Source organism: Microcoleus sp. LAD1_D5 (genome assembly GCF_036702115.1).
Classification (GTDB): Bacteria; Cyanobacteriota; Cyanobacteriia; order Cyanobacteriales; family Microcoleaceae; genus Microcoleus.
Genome location: NZ_JAUBSA010000026.1, coordinates 22,974 through 42,273, shown reverse-complemented (window position 1 = coordinate 42,273; position 19,300 = coordinate 22,974). Strand labels below are relative to the sequence as shown.

The following is a 19,300-nucleotide window of genomic DNA, read 5'->3' as shown; positions in this document are numbered from 1 at the left end:
ATGTAACAGACAAGTTACAGAACCCTTTCACCGAGGCAGTAATTATTCACTGTGTTTGCACTTAGCGGCTACGAGTATTTCTTAGGCTTCCTGCTAATTTCCAGCCTAGTCCCTATCCTCGCCCTCACGGCGTCTAAGGTTCTGCGGCCCAAAAGTCGTCCCTACGACCGACGCACTACCTACGAATCTGGCGTCGAGCCGATCGGCGGAGCCTGGATTCAGTTCAACATCCGATATTATATGTTCGCTCTGGTCTTCGTCATCTTCGACGTAGAGACCGTCTTCCTCTATCCTTGGGCGGTTGCTTTCAACCAGCTAGGACTTTTGGCTTTTATTGAAGCCTTGTTTTTTATCACAATTCTCGTTATTGCTCTTGTTTACGCATGGCGCAAAGGAGCCTTGGAATGGTCTTAAGTTCTGACACAACACAAAAAGCGCAACTTGTCAACCCAGTCGAGCGCCCCGAAGTCACATCCCAACTCTCCGAGAACGTCATCCTGACAACAGTGGATGACCTCTACAATTGGGCGAGACTTTCCAGCCTGTGGCCGCTGCTTTTCGGCACAGCCTGCTGCTTCATTGAATTTGCAGCTTTGATCGGATCGCGCTTTGACTTCGACAGATTCGGTCTAGTACCGCGATCGAGCCCCCGGCAAGCCGACCTGATCATCACCGCCGGCACAATTACCATGAAGTACGCCCCCATCTTGGTGCGGCTGTACGAACAAATGCCGGAACCCAAATACGTGATCGCGATGGGCGCTTGCACCATCACGGGCGGAATGTTCAGCATGGACTCCACCACAGCAGTCAGAGGCGTTGACAAACTGATTCCTGTAGACGTGTACATCCCCGGCTGTCCCCCCCGCCCAGAAGCGATTATTGACGCAATTATCAAACTGCGGAAAAAAATCGCCAACAATTCCATGCAAGAACGGGCCAATTTGCTGCCAACCCACCGCTACTACACCAGACCCCACAAAATGAAAGTAGTAGCCGACATCTTGGACGGCAAATACTTGTCTATTCCAGGCCGGATAGCACCGCCGAAGGAATTGACGGAAGCAATGGGAATGCCAGTACCGCCGGCCCTGCTTGCAGGACAAAAACAGGAGGTAAACCGTGGCTGATCAAGAATCTGCGATTGTTGAAGCCGGGAAGGTTTCCCAGTGGTTGACTCAGAATGGCTTTGAACACGAAGCTTTAGCGGCCGATAATTTGGGCGTGGAGATATTAAAGGTCGATCGAGACTTCTTAATTCCGATGTCAACAGCACTGTATGCCTACGGGTTTAATTATATGCAGTGCCAGTGCGCCTACGACCAAGGGCCGGGACAAGATTTAGTCAGCGTCTACCACTTGGCTAAGCTGACAGATAATGCTTCCAAGCCTGAAGAAGTCCGCGTCAAAGTATTCGTACCCCGCGAAGATCCCAGAGTGCCATCAGTCTACTGGATTTGGAAAGCAGCCGACTTTCAAGAGCGGGAATCCTACGATATGTACGGCATTGTCTACGAAGGACATCCGAATCTGAAACGGATTTTGATGAATGAAGATTGGGTAGGCTGGCCACTGCGGAAAGATTACATTTCCCCTGATTTCTACGAATTGCAAGACGCTTATTAAGGGAGTTTTGCGAGGGCGGGTTTACATCATAAAATTTGACTTTTGGGGTTAAGTTTTATGTGAAACTCGCCCTCTATTTTTTTGCGAACTTTAACTGATTCCTAGGCTCTGCCTGGGAACCGATGTCCAGAGGCTCTGCCTCGCTGGTAAAAATTGGAAGAGCACGACACGGAAGATATGAGCGATCGCACTGATGATAGTCGATCGCACCGATTTAGCAATATACATGAATTACAACGGGAGTGAGTAATGATAGAACACCTCATCTTTGACATACCCACGAGATTCGTAAAGTGATTGCGCGCTTTGATTGGTCATTTGCGTACATAATGCAATTCTCACGGCACCCGTTTGACGTGCAAAGGTTTCCGCCGCTTGCATTAATTGTGTCCCAACACCTTGCCGGCGAGCCGTTTCTTCAACAAACAAATCATTCAAAATCCAAAGTCGTTTCATTGAAAATGACGAAAAACTCGGATAAAGCTGAGTAAAACCCACACTCCGAAGTTCATCCAACGCAATCAATATTGTTGAGTCACCCTGTTGGAAACGCATTTGGATAAACTGACGGGCTGCATCAAGATCCGAAACCTGACCGTAAAAGATGCGATAGCGATCGAACAACCGCGTCACCTCATCCAAATCATCCATGTGCGCCAACCGAACTTCCATCCCACACCTCAATCACAATTCACCCGATTATAACAGATGTTTCATTACTAGAATACGGGGATTTTCAGACACCGAAAGTTCAATAGTTCAATTTGCCGAAAGTCAGCCTGCATCACAAATTTCGAGATAAACTGAGGGCTGCTTATTCGTATCAGCTTTTCTATGCTCATTCCAAATGCAAAGAATGCAGTTAGTGAAATAGCTAATAAATCGGCGACCTTTAATGATACTGTTTAGTTGGTCAGGAAATTAAAAATCTGGTGGTTCATCAAAATGACGACTCTGACCGTAGAAATTCTTTGTTCTGAGGCGGCAATATTTTCAGCCGCCGAGTCTCAACACCCGGAACCTTTGCTTTACGGCATCACAGACGGAAAGGCTGTGGGGACATATTTGGAGCAAAAGTTTAGACTCTATCTTAAGCAGCAGTATGAATTTATAGATGGTAATTCAGCCAGCGGCATCGATTTTCCTGGGCTATTGGTTGACGTGAAGGTAACAAGCATTAGGCAACCGCAGTCGTCATGTCCTTTCAAATCTGCAAGGCAAAAGATTTTTGGGCTGGGATATTCACTGATTATCTTTGTTTACGAAAAGACAGACAACAGTACGCTCCGAATTGCAACCCTGAATATTTTGCATACAATTTACGTGAGTGCCGAAAGAACCGCAGATTTTCAAATGACCCGTGGAATTCGCAATATTTTAGACAACGAAGGCAATAAAGATGATTTGCTTGCTTTCATGTTTGACAAAAATTTACCTGTTGACGAAATTGAAGCAGGTAACATTGCCGACGAAATACTGAGAAACCCACCCTTGCAAGGTTTTTTAACCATTTCTAATGCGTTACAATGGCGACTTCAGTATGGAAGAGTCATTGAGCGTGCCGGACAACAGGAAGGCGTTATCGCAGTTTATAAATCTAAACGATGAGTTCCAACGATCGCCAAACAAAACTAGAATACGGGGATTTTCAGACACCGCTGGAATTAGCCGAGATGGTGTGTCGGAAATTGATAGAACTTAATGTTAACCCCAAAGTCATCATTGAGCCAACTTGCGGGATAGGTAATTTCATTAAAGCTGCTGCAAATTCGTTTCCATCCGCCAGCAAGATTATCGGGGTTGAAATCAATCAAAGTTATTTAAGAGAATTAAGAGCTAAGCATGAATTGTTACAGGATGAAAGATGTGAGGTTAAGCACGGAGATTTTTTTGAGTTTGACTGGACATCATTAATCAACCCATTTAATCATAGGGTGCTGGTACTTGGCAACTTTCCTTGGGTAACAAACTCACAACAAGGAACTATTGGCAGTGAAAACTTGCCGAAAAAAAGTAATTTTCAAAAGCACACTGGCTTAGATTCACTAACAGGTAAAAGTAACTTCGATATCTCAGAATGGATGCTGATCCATGCGATACAATGTTTGCAAAATCGTGACGCCACTCTGGCCATGCTTTGCAAGACTTCCGTTGCCAGAAAGTTATTGAGTTACATTCATTCAAAAAAACTTAATCTCGCTAGCTGTGCAACTTACAAAATAGATGCTAAAAAGTATTTTGATGCAAATGTTGATGCCTGTCTGTTATACTGCAAGTTTGACTCAAGCTCACAAAACTACTTCTGCGATGTATTTAGCAGTTTAGAAAGTTCTGACGGCAATCGAATCGGATATCACAACAATCTCCTGGTTAAAGATATAGATTCTTTCAATAAATTGAGTAATTTATATGCGGTGAATTCAGGGGCAAAATGGCGATCGGGCGTTAAACATGACTGCTCGAATGTGATGGAGTTTCGGAAAATTGATAATTTGTTTGTCAATGGATTTGGGGAAGCTGTCGAGCTTGAGGAAACTTATCTATTTCCGCTACTTAAAGGATCGGATGTTGCTCAAAATCGACTTAATCGCACAAACCGCTATATTTTAGTAACTCAAAAATTTATTGGCGAGCCAACCGAACCTATCAGCCAGATAGCTCCTAAAACCTGGCGCTATCTGCAGGAGTGGGGACAATATCTAGACAATCGCAAAAGCAAAATTTATCAGCACAATCCTCGCTTTTCTATTTTTGGGGTTGGCGATTATAGCTTCAAATTTTGGAAGATAGCAATTTGCGGACTTTATAAAAAATTGGATTTTAGGTTGATCGGTGAAATAGCTAATAAACCTGCGATTTTTGATGATACTGTTTACTTTCTCAGCTTTGACAGCGAGAGAGTTGCACGTCAAACTTTTGAGCTTTTAAATTCATCGCCAGCAATTAACTTTTATTCATCGATGGTATTTTGGGATGAAAAGCGCCCGATCAAATCCAGCATTTTAAATTGTCTGAATCTGGCATTGCTGGCAGATTGGGAATTTGTAACCGCTGATGCAAGCTGATAAACGCAGATGAGTACACAGGAATTACTCACCAAAAGCAAAGAAACCAGGTTTTTGGCAAATTCTGCGGGTGTAACAAAGTATTTTCGCAAAAAAACCCGGTTTCTGACTACCGGTGCGTAAGCCTTATAAACGTAAAATATCGTTTACGGTTGTTGCTGAATGATTAAACCGCAGAGAACACAGAGGACACAGAGTCAGAGATTGAGAGAGATGAATAATTTCGATGTCAATGGATTTGAGATCGGAACATTTGTCATAGCAATCCGCGATAGCGAATAAACACCAACAGCACCGCCCACGATCCTAATGCGACTTTGACTGCAACCAGGATATTGAGCAAGGGGAGAATGCCACCGCTGAAAAGTGTGCCTAATTCTCCGTGCGGTAACTCATATCCTGACAGAGTGATAACGGACAATACAATGAAAACAAGTACCGAAACTTTCTCCAAAGTCGCGGCGTGCCAGCGCTGGTAGATTTCTTGCATCCACTGCGGTGATGAGGTAATCGCCACCAAGCCGATCGCAGTTCCCCCCGCTACACCCGCGGCAAAACCACCGCCTGGACTTAAATGCCCGCGAATTGCTAGTTCGATACCCACCAAGGCGGCCATCGTCGCTCCCAATCGCGCCAAAATAATCGATGGTTGATCGGTAAACTGATATATGGCGCAGGACGGCTGTTCATTTGCTAGCATAAAACTTGCACCCAAGATGGCGATCGTAAATACCACAACTTCAAAGATCGTGTCGTACAGCCGATTTCGCAAAATGATACCGGAAACCGCATTGGGTACTCCACTATCTTGAACAACCAATTCGACGATCGAACTTTGCAGCGATGAGTCCATTATTGGATTGGCGATTAGCAGCATTTTGACAAACAGCGCTATCCCTGATAAAAAGTAAACCCACTTCATCAATGCTTTTCCTCTGCGTCTGGTGTATTTACATAGGTTAGGGTTGTCCCTGGTGATGAAAGTTCGGTTTGCATGATGTCGTAGACACGCCGAACTCTGATTGCGGTGTTATAAAGTTGCGCTTCGCCCCTGTGTTCTAGTTGGTCTTCTGGGGAACAAGCTGCATGAACTTCTTTTTCCATCAGCGCCCGCTGCAATGCCTGTGCACTCGCATAGGGAACCAGTTCCAGGCGCATATGGCGTTTCTCAAAAACTGTGCGGATGTCATCTATCAGTTGCTTAAAATGACCTGCGGTTTTGTCGTTTGGTATAGCATCGCCCTCTGTCATGCGATCGTACAAGCTTTGTTTAGAATGCTCGCATGCGGTTTTGTCGTTTGGTATAGCATCGCCCTCTGTCCCCTCTTCGATTACACCCAGACGCAGCACGAGGGATGAACGCACCGTCACTGCATAAAGTGTAATCGCGAGCAGGGTGCCCATCAAGGCTTCGGTCAAGCCCACATCCCCCGCGCCTAAAATTGTATACACCAAGGCGGCGATCGCTCCCAATACCCCCCGCAGCAGCAATGCGTGGTATGGATTGACCTGAAATACCACCATACCAGCAGCTAAGGGTAGCAGAGCGACGAGGACATAAATGTAGCTATTATCGTTCATAGTCACTCCCTGTTTTGGAACAATAGGCCAACACATATCCCAGCATTGTGTTCCAGATTGCTAAGCAAATGATCGCCAGAATCAGCAGGGGCCATTTATTGGGTATTTTCAGCAGCAATCCGACGACGATCGCGATCGAACCCAGCGTATCTGCTACCGAAAGACTGTGCAGTTTATATAAAACCGATCGCTTGCCCAGCAGGAAAGAACTACCCCAAAACCAGAAAAAAATCCCTATACCGATGCAGGTATAGCTCAATACATCTATTACGATCATGCTTCAGTGATACGTTTGATTATTTGTGCCAACAACATCAATCCAGCATTACCCACACTGAGGATAATCGCCGCCACCACACCGATCATCCAATCATCGCGCCAGACGGATATGACGAGAGCGATGATTGCCGCCTTGGTCGAAATGCTGGCAAACGCCAACATTGTCTGCCAGATATCATGATCTTTCCATACCTCGTACATGGGTATGAGCAGAGCCAGAATCATGGCAATTAAAATCAAGTTGTTTAAGTTGTTCAATTGTGTGCACTCCTGCTTTTTCTTACTTAGCTAAATCGGAATTATTCATTTCTCTCTTCTCTTCTCTTCTCTGACTGTGCGTCAAGAGCGGTTAAATCCTTCACAAACAAAGTTTAGCTACGTGTTTGATGTCCGCCGCACTCGGTGTACTTCGTAAAAACCCTCTTCGTGATATTTCACCACAATTGTCTTAGGTGTAAAAGTGATCAGCAATACATCTAGGAAGATCAGCAGGGGCGATCGATGGTTTGGCACTTTTTCCATGATCACATCTTCGTGTCTATGGGGACGGAAGATAAGTTCAAAAGCTTCTATATAAGCTACCGGAATCGCCATGAAGATTTTACCCAACACCCCCAACCATTCCCTCAAAGGTTCCGAGGGTGCGTAGCTGCGCGGCAACAGGGCAGCAATGATGATGCCGATCGCAATATTTGCCAAACTAAAATCGGCAGTAAGTAGAAACCAGATCGTCAGTCTTAATATTAGCTGTCCAATCATTTTGGTAATGCCATCCAGAATAGTAGGAGCGAAATCAAGCTCATAAAACCGACCAAATGATCGAATTGTTCAAGCATACGTGGCAGTTTGATTGCCGTGCGTTGAAAAATTAGAAAATAGGCCAACCAACCAACGCCGATGATGGCGATCGCCTTAAGCATATTGTCCAGCGTATAAGCCTGAACATCAAAAGCATTGGCTCCAATCAGCCCAGCTAGCAACAGCAACACCGCAGGCCAAAAACCGGGTTTGACTGCTGTTTGTCCGCCACGAGGTAGAAAGATGAATTTAGCAAAAGAGATTGCTGTTCCGACTGCTGCGACATTCATCCCGATCGCTGGCCAGAATCCCAAATTCTTCACCGTCAACACCTTTGCCCCAAAGCCAACCAACAAGGGAAAGCCAGAGATTGATAAGCTAGCTATGACTAAGGCAATCCAGATTTTGGTATCGATCGGCTTTTGTTTCAATTCTTTCAGATTACGAGTCGGTAACGATCCTGCAGTCAAAAACAGCGACGATTTGACCAAACCGTGGGCCAGCGCATAAAACCCACCCACCGACGGTGCAGCGAGGATAAAACCCAACTGCGAAACCGTGTGAAAAGCCAACATCCGTTTGCTATCTTTTTCTAAAACGGCACAGAACACGCCCAGCAGCGCCGTCCCGACGCCAAAGATTTGGACGATGGGTGCCACCTCCTCCACCATCAGCGCACAGCGCACGAGGGGATATACCCCCGCTTTGACCACAATCCCTGACAGCAAAGCCGACACTGGCGTTTCTGATTCCGAGTGAGTTAACGGTAGCCATAACCCCGATACAAACACACCTCCCTTAACCAAGAGTCCCATAAAGATCAGAGCGATCGCCTCTGGAGGCGCTGCACCCAAGCCGGCAAAACTAAACGAATGACTTGCCTTATAAACCAGCACGGCACCGACTAGATAAAACAGCATTGCCGTGTTGCTAATAAATAGATAGCGCAAAGCTACCCAAATCGAGCGATCGGTGCGAGGATAGGCAATCAACAGAAACGCCGCAATGCCGCTGACCTCTAACCCCACATATAAACTGATAAAGTCAGTAGAGGCAAAGGCCGCATTCAGGCTGCCGTGTACCATCAGAATTTGTGCATAAAAAAATGCCGTCTTATCTGTGGGCCAACAGTAGATAATCACCGCTGCTGTGACTAAGGCATTGGTTAAGATGAAATAGCCGCTCAAGCGATCGACTAACAACGTGACACTGAAATTATCCAGTAACTCCAGCGTCACCGCTGACGGCATAACAAAAAGCTGGAACGCATAGGCAGCGGACGCGATCGCTCCGAATATTGCGAGATACTTGTCAAGCTTCGGAATCAAATAAATACTAAACCCGACAAAAAACGGGAGTCCAATCCAGGCTAGCGTCAGGGTATTCATGGGGTATTATTCATCTCGATTTCATTACTTTCTAATGTCGGATTATCTCGTGCCAGCTTCATCACACTGACCAGCATTAAAGCCTGAATCGAAAAGCCGATCACGATCGCCGTTAAGATCACCGCCTGGGGAACCGGATCGGCGTAAGCGACATTTTTTCCCTTTGAAATAATTGGTGTCAGCCAGCCTTCTCGCGATGCCACCACCACGTAATAGGCTATAACCCCTGTACTCATGACATCCATACAGACGATTTTCATGATCAGGTTTTTTTTAAAGATGATACCAAAAAATCCGCAAAATACAGTTGCCAATACCAATCCTTCTAACATGGAAATTGCGTGTTGGATAAGGGGTTTTGGTTATTATATTTGAAGAAACGTATATTAGTTCTAATGAGACTTAGACATTTTCTAGCCCCTAAAGTACCTGAAAACCAGTCTAGGTAAGGGAAAGAGTTTGTTGACTGTTGACTGTTGACTGTTGGCTGTTGACTGTTGACTGTTGACTGTTGACTGTTGACTGTTGGCTGTTAACTGTCAGTCCAAAAACTGAATGATGGTTGAGTGTTAACTGTTGACTCGATTTTACGCCCGGCGATCGAGCGCGGATTTGATATCAGAGGTGAAACCCTTGTCAATCCAGGACTGAACCCAATTCAAGATCAAACCGTTTACCTGTCCCCGTTTGCCGCCATTTTCGACGTGATTTTTGGCTAAGTCCCGTTAGCGAATCTGTGGCCGACAAGGAAGTCTGAACGTCCATCAAACCCGGTTTCTGACCACTCGTGCGTCCAGGACTATAATTGTGACACTTGCGTCCAGGACTATTCAATTTAACGGGGGCGAACGTCACTAACTTCAATCATTCCGCAAAGCTGCGATCGGATCTAAGCGAGCCGCATTCCGAGCCGGCAGCACTCCAGCCAATAAGCCTACAGTAAAAGACAGCCCAAAACCAGCCGCGATCGACCATACAGAAACCACAAACGGAAATTTGAACGCTGTCGAGGCCCCAAAGGCGATCGCAACTCCCAACCCAATACCCGCCGTTCCCCCCACCGTGGAAACTAAAATAGATTCCGCCATAAATTGAATTAGAATTGCTGCATTAGTAGCGCCTACCGCTTTGCGAATCCCGATTTCCTTAGTGCGTTCCACAACAGACACCAACATAATATTAGCAATACCGATGCCGCCAACCACCAAAGAAATTCCGGCTATCGCACCCACCATAACCGTAAATAAACCTATCACATTGCTGAAAGTATTAACGATCTCAGCTTGATTTACAACTCGAAAATCATCCGGTTGTGGCGGATAAATATTGTGGCGCAAGCGCATGATATTTTCCACTTGAAATTGAGCATCCGCTAAATCCGCTTCGCCGGCAGTTTCCAACCAAAAACCCGAGATCGCAATCCCCGCTAAAGAATTTCTCCCCACAATCCGCGAAGACATATTTTTGAGGGGAATATACACTCGATCGTCCTGATCGGTTCCCCCTACAGACCCCTTGGTTTCCATCACTCCAATGACCTTGTAGCGGTTTCCCTGAATGCGAATATCGGAGGATAGCGCATTAGCTCCGGCTCCAAAAAGTTCGTCCCGCACCTTAGAACCGAGGACAACTACTGGCTCAGCAGCATTCAATTCATCCTCGTTAAAAAACCGTCCTTCTTGGGGTTGAATGTTCTTCACATCTGGATAGTTTAAATCCGTTCCCAAAATAGCAGTAAATGAATTTTGTCCGCCATAAACCACTTGCACTTGGCGCTGCAAATAAGCCGAAATAGCCTTAACTGCGGGAGCTTGTTTGCCGATCGCCCTAGCGTCATCCCAAGTAAGGGTAGTAGCAGAACCGCTTCCCTGACTGACACCGCCCGATCGCGAAGCGCCGGATAAAACCAACAGCACATTTGTACCCAAAGCCTTTAACTGTTCTTCAGTTGATTTTTGTACACCCTGTCCCACCGAAGTAATCGCAATTACCGAAGATATCCCAATAATTACACCCAGCATAGTCAAACTGGTACGCAACTTATTATTCCACAGCGCCTCAGTCGCCATGAACACAATTTGAACATTCGAGATTTTCTTAATAACTGGGGGAGTCTTTAATTTCATGTTATTAGTTATTTGTTATTTGTTATTTGTTATTTGTTGGAAAATTTCATCCTACTCACATCTTTCACCCTTCTGATGAACAGGCAAGATGCCTGTTCCACAATAGATCAATTTTCTTCTTGTGGGCCGTTGCTCCTAGCCCGCCAAAAAAGGATTATTGCAAATAGTGCAAGATGATATCCGATCTAACGCAAGCGCGTTCCCCCACCCGGTTGCAAACCCGGAATTCCGCCCGACGATGGATTTTGGGATCTAGGCCGCAATCCGGGGGGTAAACTAAGCAGCACTTTTTCATTTCCTTTCAAACCCGATCGCACTTCCGTCTTGTCATCCACCGTCATACCAGTTTTAATCGGCATAAAAGCAGGTTTGCCATCTTCTCCACCGGGAACAAAAACCCCCGTTTCCCTTTGTTGGCGGACAATTGCCGCAGTCGGAACTACCAAAACATTTTTGAGTTCACCGGCCTTAAACTCCACATTCACATTCATCCCCGATCGCAGCATTTGTTTCTCATCATTAATAATTGCCGCTTTAACCTCAAAACTTGTCACATTTTGCTGGACGATCGACTGAGGCGAAATTTGAGTGATTTTACCTGTAAAAGTCTTTCCCGCAAAAGCATCGGCTTGAATAGACGCAGCCTGGCCGATCTGAATCTGAGAAATATTAGTTTCTGCTACGTTTGCTACTAATTGATTTTTTGAAGCTAAGGACAAAATCGAAGAAGAAGTCGCCGAAGAAACCGCACTACCTGCCGTAGTGGGAGTCACAAAAGCGCCCGGATCGGCGTACTTGCGGGTAACAGTGCCGGTGAAAGGAGCCCGCAGCACAGTGTCGTCGATCTGGGCTTGAACGCTTTGCAGGCTGCCTATAGCTGCGAGAACTTGGGCCCGGGCTTGGGCGATGTCTTCGGGGCGAGAACCCGCTTCTAGCAGCGCCAAAGCTTGCTGTTTTTGCTCGACGGCGGCCTGCCCCGCAGCGATGTCTTCCGGGCGTGCGCCCGATCGCGCCAGGGCCAAAGCTTGCCGTTTTTGCTCCACAGCAGCCCGCCCCGCAGCGATGTCTTCCGGGCGTGCGCCCGATCGCGCCAGGGTCAAAGCTTGCCGTTTTTGCTCGACTGCAGCCCGCGCCGAAGCGATTTCTTCGGGGCGAGTACCTGCTTGCAGCAAAGCTACAGCTTGTTCGGCTTGCCTGACTTGCGTTTGAGCTCGATCGCGCGCGGTGCGGGAGTTGTTGACAACTTGCAAAGCAAGGGCGCCGGCATTATAAAGTTCCTGATTTCTCTGAAAGTCTTCCTCAGCTTGGTTTTTGGCGTATTCCGCATCTCTGAGTTTGGCGATTGCTTGGGCGATGTCTTCAGGCCGATTGCCCTTGAGCAATTTTTGTAAATTTGCCTGTTGTTCAGCTAGTTGTGCCTCGGCTACGGCAATATCTTGGGTTCGATTGCCGTTGAGCAATTTTTGCAACGTTGCCTGTTGCTCTGCCACTTGTGCCTCAGCTACAGCAATGTCTTGGGTTCGATTGCCGTTGAGCAATTTTTCCAGACTTGCCTGTTGTTCTGCTAACACTGCCTTAGCCACAGCAATGTCCTGGGTTCGAGTGCCGTTGACCAATTTTTCCAGGTTTGATTCCGCGGCTGCGAGTTGTCCGCGAGTTTGGGTAAGTTGCCCTTGGAGGTTGGAGTCGTCCATGTAGGCTAGAATCTGCCCTTGTTCAACTTTATCTCCTTCCTTGACAAGCAAACTTTTGAGCATTCCTGAAGTTTTGGGGCTGACGTTAACGGAACGTTCGGGCACAATTGTGCCGTTTGCCGAAATTGTAATCGGCAGGTTCACCCTTTCGACAGCAACGGTTTTTTCCCTGCGTCTGGTTTCGCGGCTGGATTTGACTGTGAGTTGGCTGTAAGCTGTGTAGCCTACTCCTGCCAGCAGGGAAGCGGCGAGGAGTCCGCTGAGCCAGGGAGTCAGCTCTTTTTTAATCTGAAAGTGCTTTACGAAGTACATATAAATTAGACCTGATGGGTCTGTCTTGAATTTAGACCGATCGGGAACAGAAAAGGTTCAAGAGAAGTCGCACTAAGTTTTTTCCGGTGTTTAATGCTTGGGGCCGATCTAATCTAGTTTAGATACGAATGCAGATAAAACCTGTATGGTCGGCTTCGTTGGTAAATGCCGTACAACGATCGGCGATCACGAAGCATAAATAATTGTTAAGCGATCGGGTATAACAAATCATTGGAGCGGACCAACAGCTATGATGTTAGTCAAGCTGAAGTTATCGCCGAGCGCCAAGTATAAATAATTGTTAAGCGCTCATCGATGCCTAACGAATCCTTGGATATGACAAAATCGCAATATTTTAGGTTTGAGTCAGAGGCTATCCTTTTCCGCTCAATTTAGCCGTTAGGTGGCAGTTATTTCGAGATAGAGATGTTCCCTTACAGTCATTGGTTAGTGATATATGGCTGAAATTGATAACAGACATAAATTAATTAAAAGAATTCAAAGAATTTCTAATTGGTTTGAAAACAAGCTAATTCAAATTTCTGATTGGTTTGAAAACAAGCTAATCCCAATAATTTCTAATTGGTTTGAAGACCAGCTTAACCCCATCGTGAAGTTCTTGATATATTTAAGAGTGCCTCTGACAGTTGCAATCGCAGCTTGGTATTTTTTTACCCAGATCGATCAAACCATTGAGGTCTATCTCGCAATTGCTTTAGATAGTAATGAACTTCAGGCAGTTGTTTCTACAGTATTTGTTGTTTTGCTTTCACTTGTTGTCTGGTTCGCGGCACGTTCACTTGAGAAACGCTATAAAGATCATCTTCCTAAATTCAACAAGAAGCAAAAATTAGATATCTTATACAAAAATGCACCTCGTTTGCTAGGTGCTGTACCACTGGGTAGCCTTGCTTATGGCACTTGGGCTACTACCCAAAAAACATTGCAGGACTTATCGAATAATACTGCTTTAAGTGCCTATATTTTTTTGCTAGTGTGGATGTTTAGCAATATAGTTTTATTAGGAAGTTTATTTTATTTATTAAGAAACCGTATAGAAAAAAAATACTTAAAGTACCTATATTCCGTTGGCTCTAAGAAGAAAAATGAAGGTCTCTTTGGGCAAATATTTGAAAATATATTTGTTAATATTGCCTGCTTTGTTTTTAGTATTTTATCTTTGCCTATGATTCTGGGGGCAAACGATTCACGTTGCTCTTTTGGTGTAATTGCTGTTTTTCTGTTGCTCGTATTTTCTAATGTGGGGCTATATTCTTGGCAAAACAAGCTAGAGTCACGATGGATCGTTGTTAGAATTTGTTTCATTTCTGTGGTGGCATCCCTCGCCTTAGGGTGGAAAATGCCTCCGACATTTTTTCCCGATAAGCTGGGTTCAATTAGTGTGGTGGCAATATCGTTGACGATTGTGGTGGTTGTTTTTTCAACAATTTACCACTGGGGGAAACGAACTAAAATACCCGGCATAACGATTCTAATCGGATTAATGTTAGTTTCTAGTGCACTAAATCTTAATGACAATCACCGCTTTCAACTAATCAGCAAACGCGAAAAGTCAGTCCTTCCAACTTTAGAATCTAGTTTTAATCAATGGTTAGAGAATCGCCCCGATCGCGCTCAATTCTCAAATAAACCCTATCCTGTATATATCGCTGCAGCTCAAGGTGGTGGTATCTATGCCGCTTATCATGCAGCGACAGCCTTCTCAAAGCTAACAGAATATTTTCCGAATTTTCCTCAGCATGTATTTGCAATCAGTGGGGTGTCTGGCGGTAGCTTGGGGGCTTCTGCCTTTTCAAGTTTGGTGAAAGTGGGTGGAATTAGTGGTAAATCCCTTAGCCAAACGGCTAGCAAACTGTTTAGCAGTGACTTGCTGACGCCCCTCCTGACGATGGGGCTATTCCCTGACCTGGTTCAGCGATTTATCTTTTTCCCAATAGACGATTGGGATCGGGCAAGAGGTCTGGAAGTTGCGTTTGAAAAAGCTTGGGATAAGCTGTCTCTTCCAAATCCAGATAATCCCTTGCGGAAGTCTTTTTACGAACACTGGCAGCCCCAGGGCAAAGCCCCTGCACTGGTTCTCAACACAACTGTTGTCGAAACGGGCGATCGCCTGGTGATCAGCCCCTTTCAGATTAACTTGCCCAACAAAGAAAATATTGCCATTGATGAACCCGATCTAAATTTGAAACTGAGTACAGCGGCTGGCCTCAGTGCTCGTTTTCCCTACTTCACCCCTGTAGGGTGGTACCAAAGCAGTAAGGACAAAAGTAAATTGCATTTGGCTGATGGCGGTTATTTTGATAATTCTGGTATTCCTACTGCTTTGGACATTGGGCGGAACTTACAGCAACTTCCGGGTTACGGAACAACCTTTGAAATTGTCTACCTATCCTTAATTGATGGGCAATTTAACGAGCCTACAACTCAACTCAAGAGTGAAGGACTGAACGAGCTTTTATCGCCAGTTCGTGCCTTGTTTAGTGCGCGCGAGTCCCGCAGTCGCAGTGCTGTTGAGTTGTCTATGTTCACGGTCAATGATGAGATTGATGCTCGACTCAAAAATGACAATAAGAAGCGACGCAAATATAAATTCAGAACCTTGTTCCTGAACAAGTCAGGTAAGGACGTTAAGTTGCCTCTGGGTTGGCTCATCTCTAAGCGCTCAAGGGAATTTATCGATCTGCAGACACCTGATCCCAATGACCCCAAAGCAAGACCCTGTGATACCAAAAAATTCCAAGAAGCCCTTGCAAACGGTCTGGTGGGTATGGATAAGAATCATAACCTTTGTGTGATTGCATCGATTGGCGACGATTTGAGAATGACCCCAAAGCAAGACCCTGTGATACCAAAAAAATCCTAGAAGCCATTGCAAACGTTCAGGTGAGCATGGATGACAATCATAACCTTTGTGCGATCGCATTGATTGGCAACGATTTGAGTTAGATTCAGATCATGTCTAGCGATCTACACCTACTGTCTATTTAGCAAAGGCGGGATCGTGGAATCCTTAAGCTAACGGCGCACCCTAACAATTCGGTTGGAGCGGATTGTTGAAAGTTGCTGGTGGTGCTACGAGTGTTATTTGCAACAGCTCAACCGGAACGTTATACTACCAACGAAAATTCCGTTGAGCTTGTCGGTGTCAGTTCTAGAGAATGCCAGCAATAATAGTTGGCTTTGTTGTAACCTTTGGAAAGGTTAAAAGCGATCGTAAAACACAAATAATTGTTAAGCGAAAAGTTTTTTTGTCTGCGATCGCATCGATCGAACTTGTGAAAAGTTCGATCGCCAATTTCCTACTCAACAAACAGCCGCTACACCCAACTCTGTAATCGCCGCCTCCGGGCCCACCAAAGAAATATACGGTTCGATGAAGTATTTCTTAGCCGCATCCCGCGCTTGTGAAGCTGTCACCTGTGCAATTTCTTCTTGAAATTGCTGGTCAAATTGAATTCCCAATCCCAAAATTTCATACCAGCCTAAAACTTGGGCAATTTGCGAATTAGTTTGTTTCCCTAAAGCATATTGACCGAGCATTTTATTCTTGCAAGCTTGCAATTCTTCCTCGCTTAGTTCGATGTTGGCGAGTCGATCGACTTCGGCGCGCAATCCTTCAAAAGCAGTCGCCGTATTTTCCGGCGCCGTACCCATGTACACGACAAACTGAGCCGTGTCCAAGCGCGTCGCGTAGAGGGCGGAAACGTCGTAAGCCAAGCCCCGCTTTTCCCGCAATTCCACAAACAATCGGCTCGACAAACCGTTACCCAAATAAGTATTCAGCAACTTAATCGCTGCGTAATCGGGATTTTTGACGGAGGGTGCGAGGTAGCCCAGCATAATCAGTGATTGCTGCGTATCTTGCGCGGTAACGACCGATTGAGGGGAGGGGTAGAGGGGGGGGACAGTTAAAGTTGGCAGGGGTGTTAAAGGCGCTTTCCAGGATCCAAAAGTTTGATCGATCAGGGCGAGCGCATCTTCGGTGGATATTCTGCCGGCTACAGAAATAACTACATTATCGGGACGGAAATAGGTTTTGTGGAACTCTTCAAGCTCGTTTCTGGTGAGCTTTGACATACTAGCTTCCGTACCCAAGGGAGAGAAAGCATAGGGGTGTTCCTGGTACATCGCGTGCCGCAATTGCTCGAAGGCGATCGCAAATGGCTGTTCTTGCTGCGATCGAATTGCCGATATGGCAATGCGGCGTTCGAGTTCGACTTCAGCTTCCGGGAAAGTAGGCGATCGCGTCAATTGCGCCGCCAACTCCAAAATGTCCTCAAAATCCGCAGAAACCGTCTTCAAACTCACTAAAAAATAGTCTGTAGTAGAGTCGGCACTCAACCTCGCTCCCACCGATTCTACACGCTCCGCAATTTCCAGCGAAGACAGGCGCTCGGTTCCCTTAGTCATTACCGCCGACAGCAAGTGACACAACCCTGCTTGTTCCGGCTGCACGTAGCGACTGCCGGCCCGCAGGAATATCCTAGCTGCAATAATATCTGCGGCTGGATTTTCTGCTGCCAAGACAACAATACCGTTGTCTAAAACCGTGCGCTGGATTTCATTTTTCATGGTTAATTTAGTCGAGAATTGGTAATTGGGAAGAGGTAATTGGTAATTGGGAAGGGGTAATTGGTAATTGGTAATTGGTAATTACTTGATTGCCATTTTTCTATTTTCCATTTGCATCTTGTATGATGTCATACCGGGCAGGGCCTGACGCACAACATCTAAATGTAACAACATCTATCCTGTAAGGTGCGCCACAAGCACAAAGAACCCTGGACAAACGCCGAACCTCTATCCCGTAGGGTGCGCCACAACCACAGAGAACCCCGCACAAATGCCGAACATCTATCCGGTACAAAAGATATTTATATTCACCAGCTTAACGATTAGATTGGTTTGAGTACGACGGCTGTATAGCGTCGGGGAGAGAGATATTGTTGAGCTAGGCGTTGGAGGTCTAAGGGCCCAAATGCTTTAATCCTGGTGGGATAGCTGAGCGCTAATTCCGCAGTGGCGATCGTATTGTAATATCCGTAAAGACCCGCTAGCTGTCCCGGCGTTTCGAGCGAGAAAGCAAAATCGTTGCACAGCAAACGCTTACAGCGGAGCAATTCTACCTCGGAAACTGGCTCAGACTGCAATTCCCAAAGTCGATCGCAAATCCGAGATTCCACCTGTTCGACATCCTTCGCGTCCAAGACTGCACTGATAGTAAATAAACTCGATTCCCGTTGCAGCGAGAAAGTGCTCTCGATCGCCTCTACTAATTGTAATTCTTCCCGCAGTTCCCTGACTAAACGCGAAGTTCGCCCGTCTGCGAGCAACACCGACAGCAAATCCAAGCCGCAAGCACTTTGCAAGTGTTCCACTCCCGGGCCCGTCCAGGCCATCATTAGCCGGGCTTGCTCTAATCGGGGCAGGCTCAATTCCTGACGGCGAATTTCTATCAGTGGCGGTTCCGCCTCTGCGGTTAATTTGGGACAATCCCACGGATCGTAAAACTGCTCGAATGCTTTCCCCGTAACATCTCTGGCCTGTTGTTCATCAATTCCCCCAACTATCACCACAGTCATATTTTCCGGCTGATAGTGCGATCGGTGGAAACAGCGCATTTCGTGGGGAGTTCGCGACATCAGCAGCTCTTCCGTGCCGAGTACCGATCGCCTGTAGGGATGCCGCTGGTAAACTGTTTCCATCATTGCTTGGAAACCCAGCCAATCGGGATTGTCTTGAGCTTGACGGATTTCTTCTAGCACCACATCTCGCTCGCGATCGAATTCTCGATCGGGAATCGAAGCGCGCAGCAGCAATTCTGCCAGTGGCTGCGCTGTTTCTGCTAAATAATCGGCCGCAGCGTTGACGAAAAAATGGGCGTAGTCGTGACTTGTAGCTGCATTGGCGACACCGCCGCGATTTTCGATTACCTGGTCAAATTCTCCAGGGGCAATCGAATCCGTCCCTTTAAATATCATGTGTTCTAGAAAATGAGCCATTCCTGACCAAGAATCCGGCTCCAGCGTAGCGCCAGCCCTCACCCACACGTCTAGGGCGACCACCGGTGTGGCCGAAATCCGCTGGTGAATTACCGTTAACCCGTTGTTGAGCTTCCAGACATTGGCTGGGAACTCTAAAGCAGTGAGCAGTTGAGACAAGCTAGTTATTCTTAAACTTTAGTTAACTTCGGCTCCAACTATGGTAGCGCTTTACAGCTCTGCGATCGGGATTAATTGATACAAAAGTCAGTTGTCAGTTGGCAGTTGTCAGTTGGCAGTTGGCAGTGGTCAGTGGTCAGTGGTCAGTTGGCAGTTGTTATTAAGGGTAATTTTTGCTTTTTTAAAAAACGACCTTAGCCTTAATTAAGTATCATTTCTTGGTTTAAAAGTCAATAGGTTGCGCGGGAT

The 19,300-nt window shown here is 46.2% G+C and carries 19 protein-coding genes; 7 read left to right on the top strand and 12 right to left on the bottom strand.

Features of this window, described 5'->3' with window-relative positions:
* Positions 1–51: 51 nt before the first annotated feature.
* From ndhC to QUA70_RS13365, 3 genes are read left to right on the top strand one after another with little or no spacing between them, the layout of a single operon-like run.
* The gene (gene ndhC / locus QUA70_RS13375; RefSeq protein ID WP_006635500.1) at positions 52–414 is read left to right on the top strand and encodes a photosynthetic/respiratory NAD(P)H-quinone oxidoreductase subunit C; all 363 of its coding nucleotides are present in this window, start codon (positions 52–54) and stop codon (positions 412–414) included.
* On the top strand, positions 405–1,130 hold the full coding sequence (gene ndhK / locus QUA70_RS13370) for a photosynthetic/respiratory NAD(P)H-quinone oxidoreductase subunit K (RefSeq protein WP_333344315.1): 726 nt from the start codon (positions 405–407) through the stop codon (positions 1,128–1,130). Before ndhC ends, ndhK begins: the two co-directional genes overlap by 10 nt.
* The gene (locus QUA70_RS13365) at positions 1,123–1,626 is read left to right on the top strand and encodes an NAD(P)H-quinone oxidoreductase subunit J (protein ID WP_333344313.1); all 504 of its coding nucleotides are present in this window, start codon (positions 1,123–1,125) and stop codon (positions 1,624–1,626) included. Before ndhK ends, QUA70_RS13365 begins: the two co-directional genes overlap by 8 nt.
* Before the next feature lie 231 nt (positions 1,627–1,857).
* Here the strand turns inward: QUA70_RS13365 and QUA70_RS13360 are convergent, their stop codons facing one another.
* Positions 1,858–2,277: a GNAT family N-acetyltransferase gene (locus QUA70_RS13360; RefSeq protein ID WP_333410445.1), complete on the bottom strand. Its 420-nt coding sequence runs from the start codon at positions 2,275–2,277 to the stop codon at positions 1,858–1,860.
* A 294-nt stretch (positions 2,278–2,571) separates the two neighbouring features.
* On the opposite strand from QUA70_RS13360, the gene QUA70_RS13355 reads away from it, so the two are divergent.
* On the top strand, positions 2,572–3,234 hold the full coding sequence (locus QUA70_RS13355) for a restriction endonuclease (RefSeq protein WP_333344310.1): 663 nt from the start codon (positions 2,572–2,574) through the stop codon (positions 3,232–3,234).
* Positions 3,231–4,691, top strand: a complete 1,461-nt coding sequence (locus QUA70_RS13350; RefSeq protein ID WP_333344309.1) for a class I SAM-dependent methyltransferase — start codon at positions 3,231–3,233, stop codon at positions 4,689–4,691. Before QUA70_RS13355 ends, QUA70_RS13350 begins: the two co-directional genes overlap by 4 nt.
* A gap of 256 nt (positions 4,692–4,947) precedes the next feature.
* Here QUA70_RS13350 and QUA70_RS13345 read toward each other — a convergent pair whose 3' ends face one another.
* The 7 genes from QUA70_RS13345 to QUA70_RS13315 form a co-directional block, all read right to left on the bottom strand.
* On the bottom strand, positions 4,948–5,613 hold the full coding sequence (locus QUA70_RS13345) for a Na(+)/H(+) antiporter subunit B (RefSeq protein WP_333344307.1): 666 nt from the start codon (positions 5,611–5,613) through the stop codon (positions 4,948–4,950).
* Positions 5,613–6,272 carry a DUF4040 domain-containing protein gene (locus QUA70_RS13340; protein ID WP_333344305.1) on the bottom strand — a complete coding sequence of 220 codons (660 nt, stop codon included), beginning with the start codon at positions 6,270–6,272 and terminating at the stop codon, positions 5,613–5,615. The genes QUA70_RS13345 and QUA70_RS13340 overlap by 1 nt, the downstream gene beginning before the upstream one ends.
* Positions 6,262–6,549 (bottom strand): monovalent cation/H(+) antiporter subunit G, encoded by a 288-nt coding sequence (locus QUA70_RS13335; RefSeq protein WP_333344303.1) that lies wholly within the window; start codon positions 6,547–6,549, stop codon positions 6,262–6,264. The genes QUA70_RS13340 and QUA70_RS13335 overlap by 11 nt, the downstream gene beginning before the upstream one ends.
* Positions 6,546–6,776: a hypothetical protein gene (locus QUA70_RS13330; RefSeq protein ID WP_190739580.1), complete on the bottom strand. Its 231-nt coding sequence runs from the start codon at positions 6,774–6,776 to the stop codon at positions 6,546–6,548. The genes QUA70_RS13335 and QUA70_RS13330 overlap by 4 nt, the downstream gene beginning before the upstream one ends.
* A gap of 150 nt (positions 6,777–6,926) precedes the next feature.
* A complete protein-coding gene (locus QUA70_RS13325; protein ID WP_333344301.1) occupies positions 6,927–7,310 on the bottom strand; it encodes a Na+/H+ antiporter subunit E in 384 nt (127 codons plus the stop codon).
* Positions 7,307–8,737, bottom strand: a complete 1,431-nt coding sequence (locus QUA70_RS13320) for a cation:proton antiporter (RefSeq protein ID WP_333344299.1) — start codon at positions 8,735–8,737, stop codon at positions 7,307–7,309. Before QUA70_RS13320 ends, QUA70_RS13325 begins: the two co-directional genes overlap by 4 nt.
* Positions 8,734–9,069 carry a cation:proton antiporter subunit C gene (locus tag QUA70_RS13315; protein ID WP_190739504.1) on the bottom strand — a complete coding sequence of 112 codons (336 nt, stop codon included), beginning with the start codon at positions 9,067–9,069 and terminating at the stop codon, positions 8,734–8,736. The genes QUA70_RS13320 and QUA70_RS13315 overlap by 4 nt, the downstream gene beginning before the upstream one ends.
* Before the next feature lie 234 nt (positions 9,070–9,303).
* Here QUA70_RS13315 and QUA70_RS13310 point away from each other — a divergent pair, with 234 nt between their 5' ends.
* Positions 9,304–9,456 carry a hypothetical protein gene (locus QUA70_RS13310; protein ID WP_333332050.1) on the top strand — a complete coding sequence of 51 codons (153 nt, stop codon included), beginning with the start codon at positions 9,304–9,306 and terminating at the stop codon, positions 9,454–9,456.
* A 141-nt stretch (positions 9,457–9,597) separates the two neighbouring features.
* Here QUA70_RS13310 and QUA70_RS13305 read toward each other — a convergent pair whose 3' ends face one another.
* Both QUA70_RS13305 and QUA70_RS13300 read right to left on the bottom strand, forming a co-directional pair.
* Complete coding sequence (locus QUA70_RS13305) at positions 9,598–10,863, bottom strand: ABC transporter permease (RefSeq protein ID WP_333344298.1); 1,266 nt, start codon at positions 10,861–10,863, stop codon at positions 9,598–9,600.
* 185 nt (positions 10,864–11,048) lie between these two features.
* A complete protein-coding gene (locus QUA70_RS13300) occupies positions 11,049–12,869 on the bottom strand; it encodes an efflux RND transporter periplasmic adaptor subunit (protein WP_333332056.1) in 1,821 nt (606 codons plus the stop codon).
* A 457-nt stretch (positions 12,870–13,326) separates the two neighbouring features.
* Here QUA70_RS13300 and QUA70_RS13295 point away from each other — a divergent pair, with 457 nt between their 5' ends.
* Complete coding sequence (locus tag QUA70_RS13295) at positions 13,327–15,753, top strand: patatin-like phospholipase family protein (protein ID WP_333332059.1); 2,427 nt, start codon at positions 13,327–13,329, stop codon at positions 15,751–15,753.
* Positions 15,754–16,193: 440 nt separating this feature from the next.
* On the opposite strand, the gene QUA70_RS13290 is transcribed toward QUA70_RS13295, so the two are convergent.
* Both QUA70_RS13290 and QUA70_RS13285 read right to left on the bottom strand, forming a co-directional pair.
* Positions 16,194–17,462: a pitrilysin family protein gene (locus tag QUA70_RS13290; protein WP_333344294.1), complete on the bottom strand. Its 1,269-nt coding sequence runs from the start codon at positions 17,460–17,462 to the stop codon at positions 16,194–16,196.
* A gap of 323 nt (positions 17,463–17,785) precedes the next feature.
* Positions 17,786–19,051, bottom strand: coding sequence for a pitrilysin family protein (locus QUA70_RS13285; protein ID WP_333332065.1), 1,266 nt, complete (start codon positions 19,049–19,051; stop codon positions 17,786–17,788).
* Between the last annotated feature and the right edge of the window lie 249 nt (positions 19,052–19,300).

What these genes read in the sequence shown, in the direction of transcription:
- QUA70_RS13290 (WP_333344294.1), bottom strand. Translation starts at nt 17,462, where the DNA reads ATGAAAAATGAAATCCAGCGCACGGTTTTAGACAACGGTATTGTTGTC.
- QUA70_RS13315 (WP_190739504.1), bottom strand. Translation starts at nt 9,069, where the DNA reads ATGTTAGAAGGATTGGTATTGGCAACTGTATTTTGCGGATTTTTTGGT.
- QUA70_RS13325 (WP_333344301.1), bottom strand. Translation starts at nt 7,310, where the DNA reads ATGATTGGACAGCTAATATTAAGACTGACGATCTGGTTTCTACTTACT.
- QUA70_RS13300 (WP_333332056.1), bottom strand. Translation starts at nt 12,869, where the DNA reads ATGTACTTCGTAAAGCACTTTCAGATTAAAAAAGAGCTGACTCCCTGG.
- QUA70_RS13355 (WP_333344310.1), top strand. Translation starts at nt 2,572, where the DNA reads ATGACGACTCTGACCGTAGAAATTCTTTGTTCTGAGGCGGCAATATTT.
- QUA70_RS13345 (WP_333344307.1), bottom strand. Translation starts at nt 5,613, where the DNA reads ATGAAGTGGGTTTACTTTTTATCAGGGATAGCGCTGTTTGTCAAAATG.
- QUA70_RS13320 (WP_333344299.1), bottom strand. Translation starts at nt 8,737, where the DNA reads ATGAATACCCTGACGCTAGCCTGGATTGGACTCCCGTTTTTTGTCGGG.
- QUA70_RS13340 (WP_333344305.1), bottom strand. Translation starts at nt 6,272, where the DNA reads ATGAACGATAATAGCTACATTTATGTCCTCGTCGCTCTGCTACCCTTA.
- QUA70_RS13360 (WP_333410445.1), bottom strand. Translation starts at nt 2,277, where the DNA reads ATGGATGATTTGGATGAGGTGACGCGGTTGTTCGATCGCTATCGCATC.
- QUA70_RS13305 (WP_333344298.1), bottom strand. Translation starts at nt 10,863, where the DNA reads ATGAAATTAAAGACTCCCCCAGTTATTAAGAAAATCTCGAATGTTCAA.
- ndhK (WP_333344315.1), top strand. Translation starts at nt 405, where the DNA reads ATGGTCTTAAGTTCTGACACAACACAAAAAGCGCAACTTGTCAACCCA.
- QUA70_RS13335 (WP_333344303.1), bottom strand. Translation starts at nt 6,549, where the DNA reads ATGATCGTAATAGATGTATTGAGCTATACCTGCATCGGTATAGGGATT.
- QUA70_RS13330 (WP_190739580.1), bottom strand. Translation starts at nt 6,776, where the DNA reads ATGATTCTGGCTCTGCTCATACCCATGTACGAGGTATGGAAAGATCAT.
- QUA70_RS13350 (WP_333344309.1), top strand. Translation starts at nt 3,231, where the DNA reads ATGAGTTCCAACGATCGCCAAACAAAACTAGAATACGGGGATTTTCAG.
- QUA70_RS13295 (WP_333332059.1), top strand. Translation starts at nt 13,327, where the DNA reads ATGGCTGAAATTGATAACAGACATAAATTAATTAAAAGAATTCAAAGA.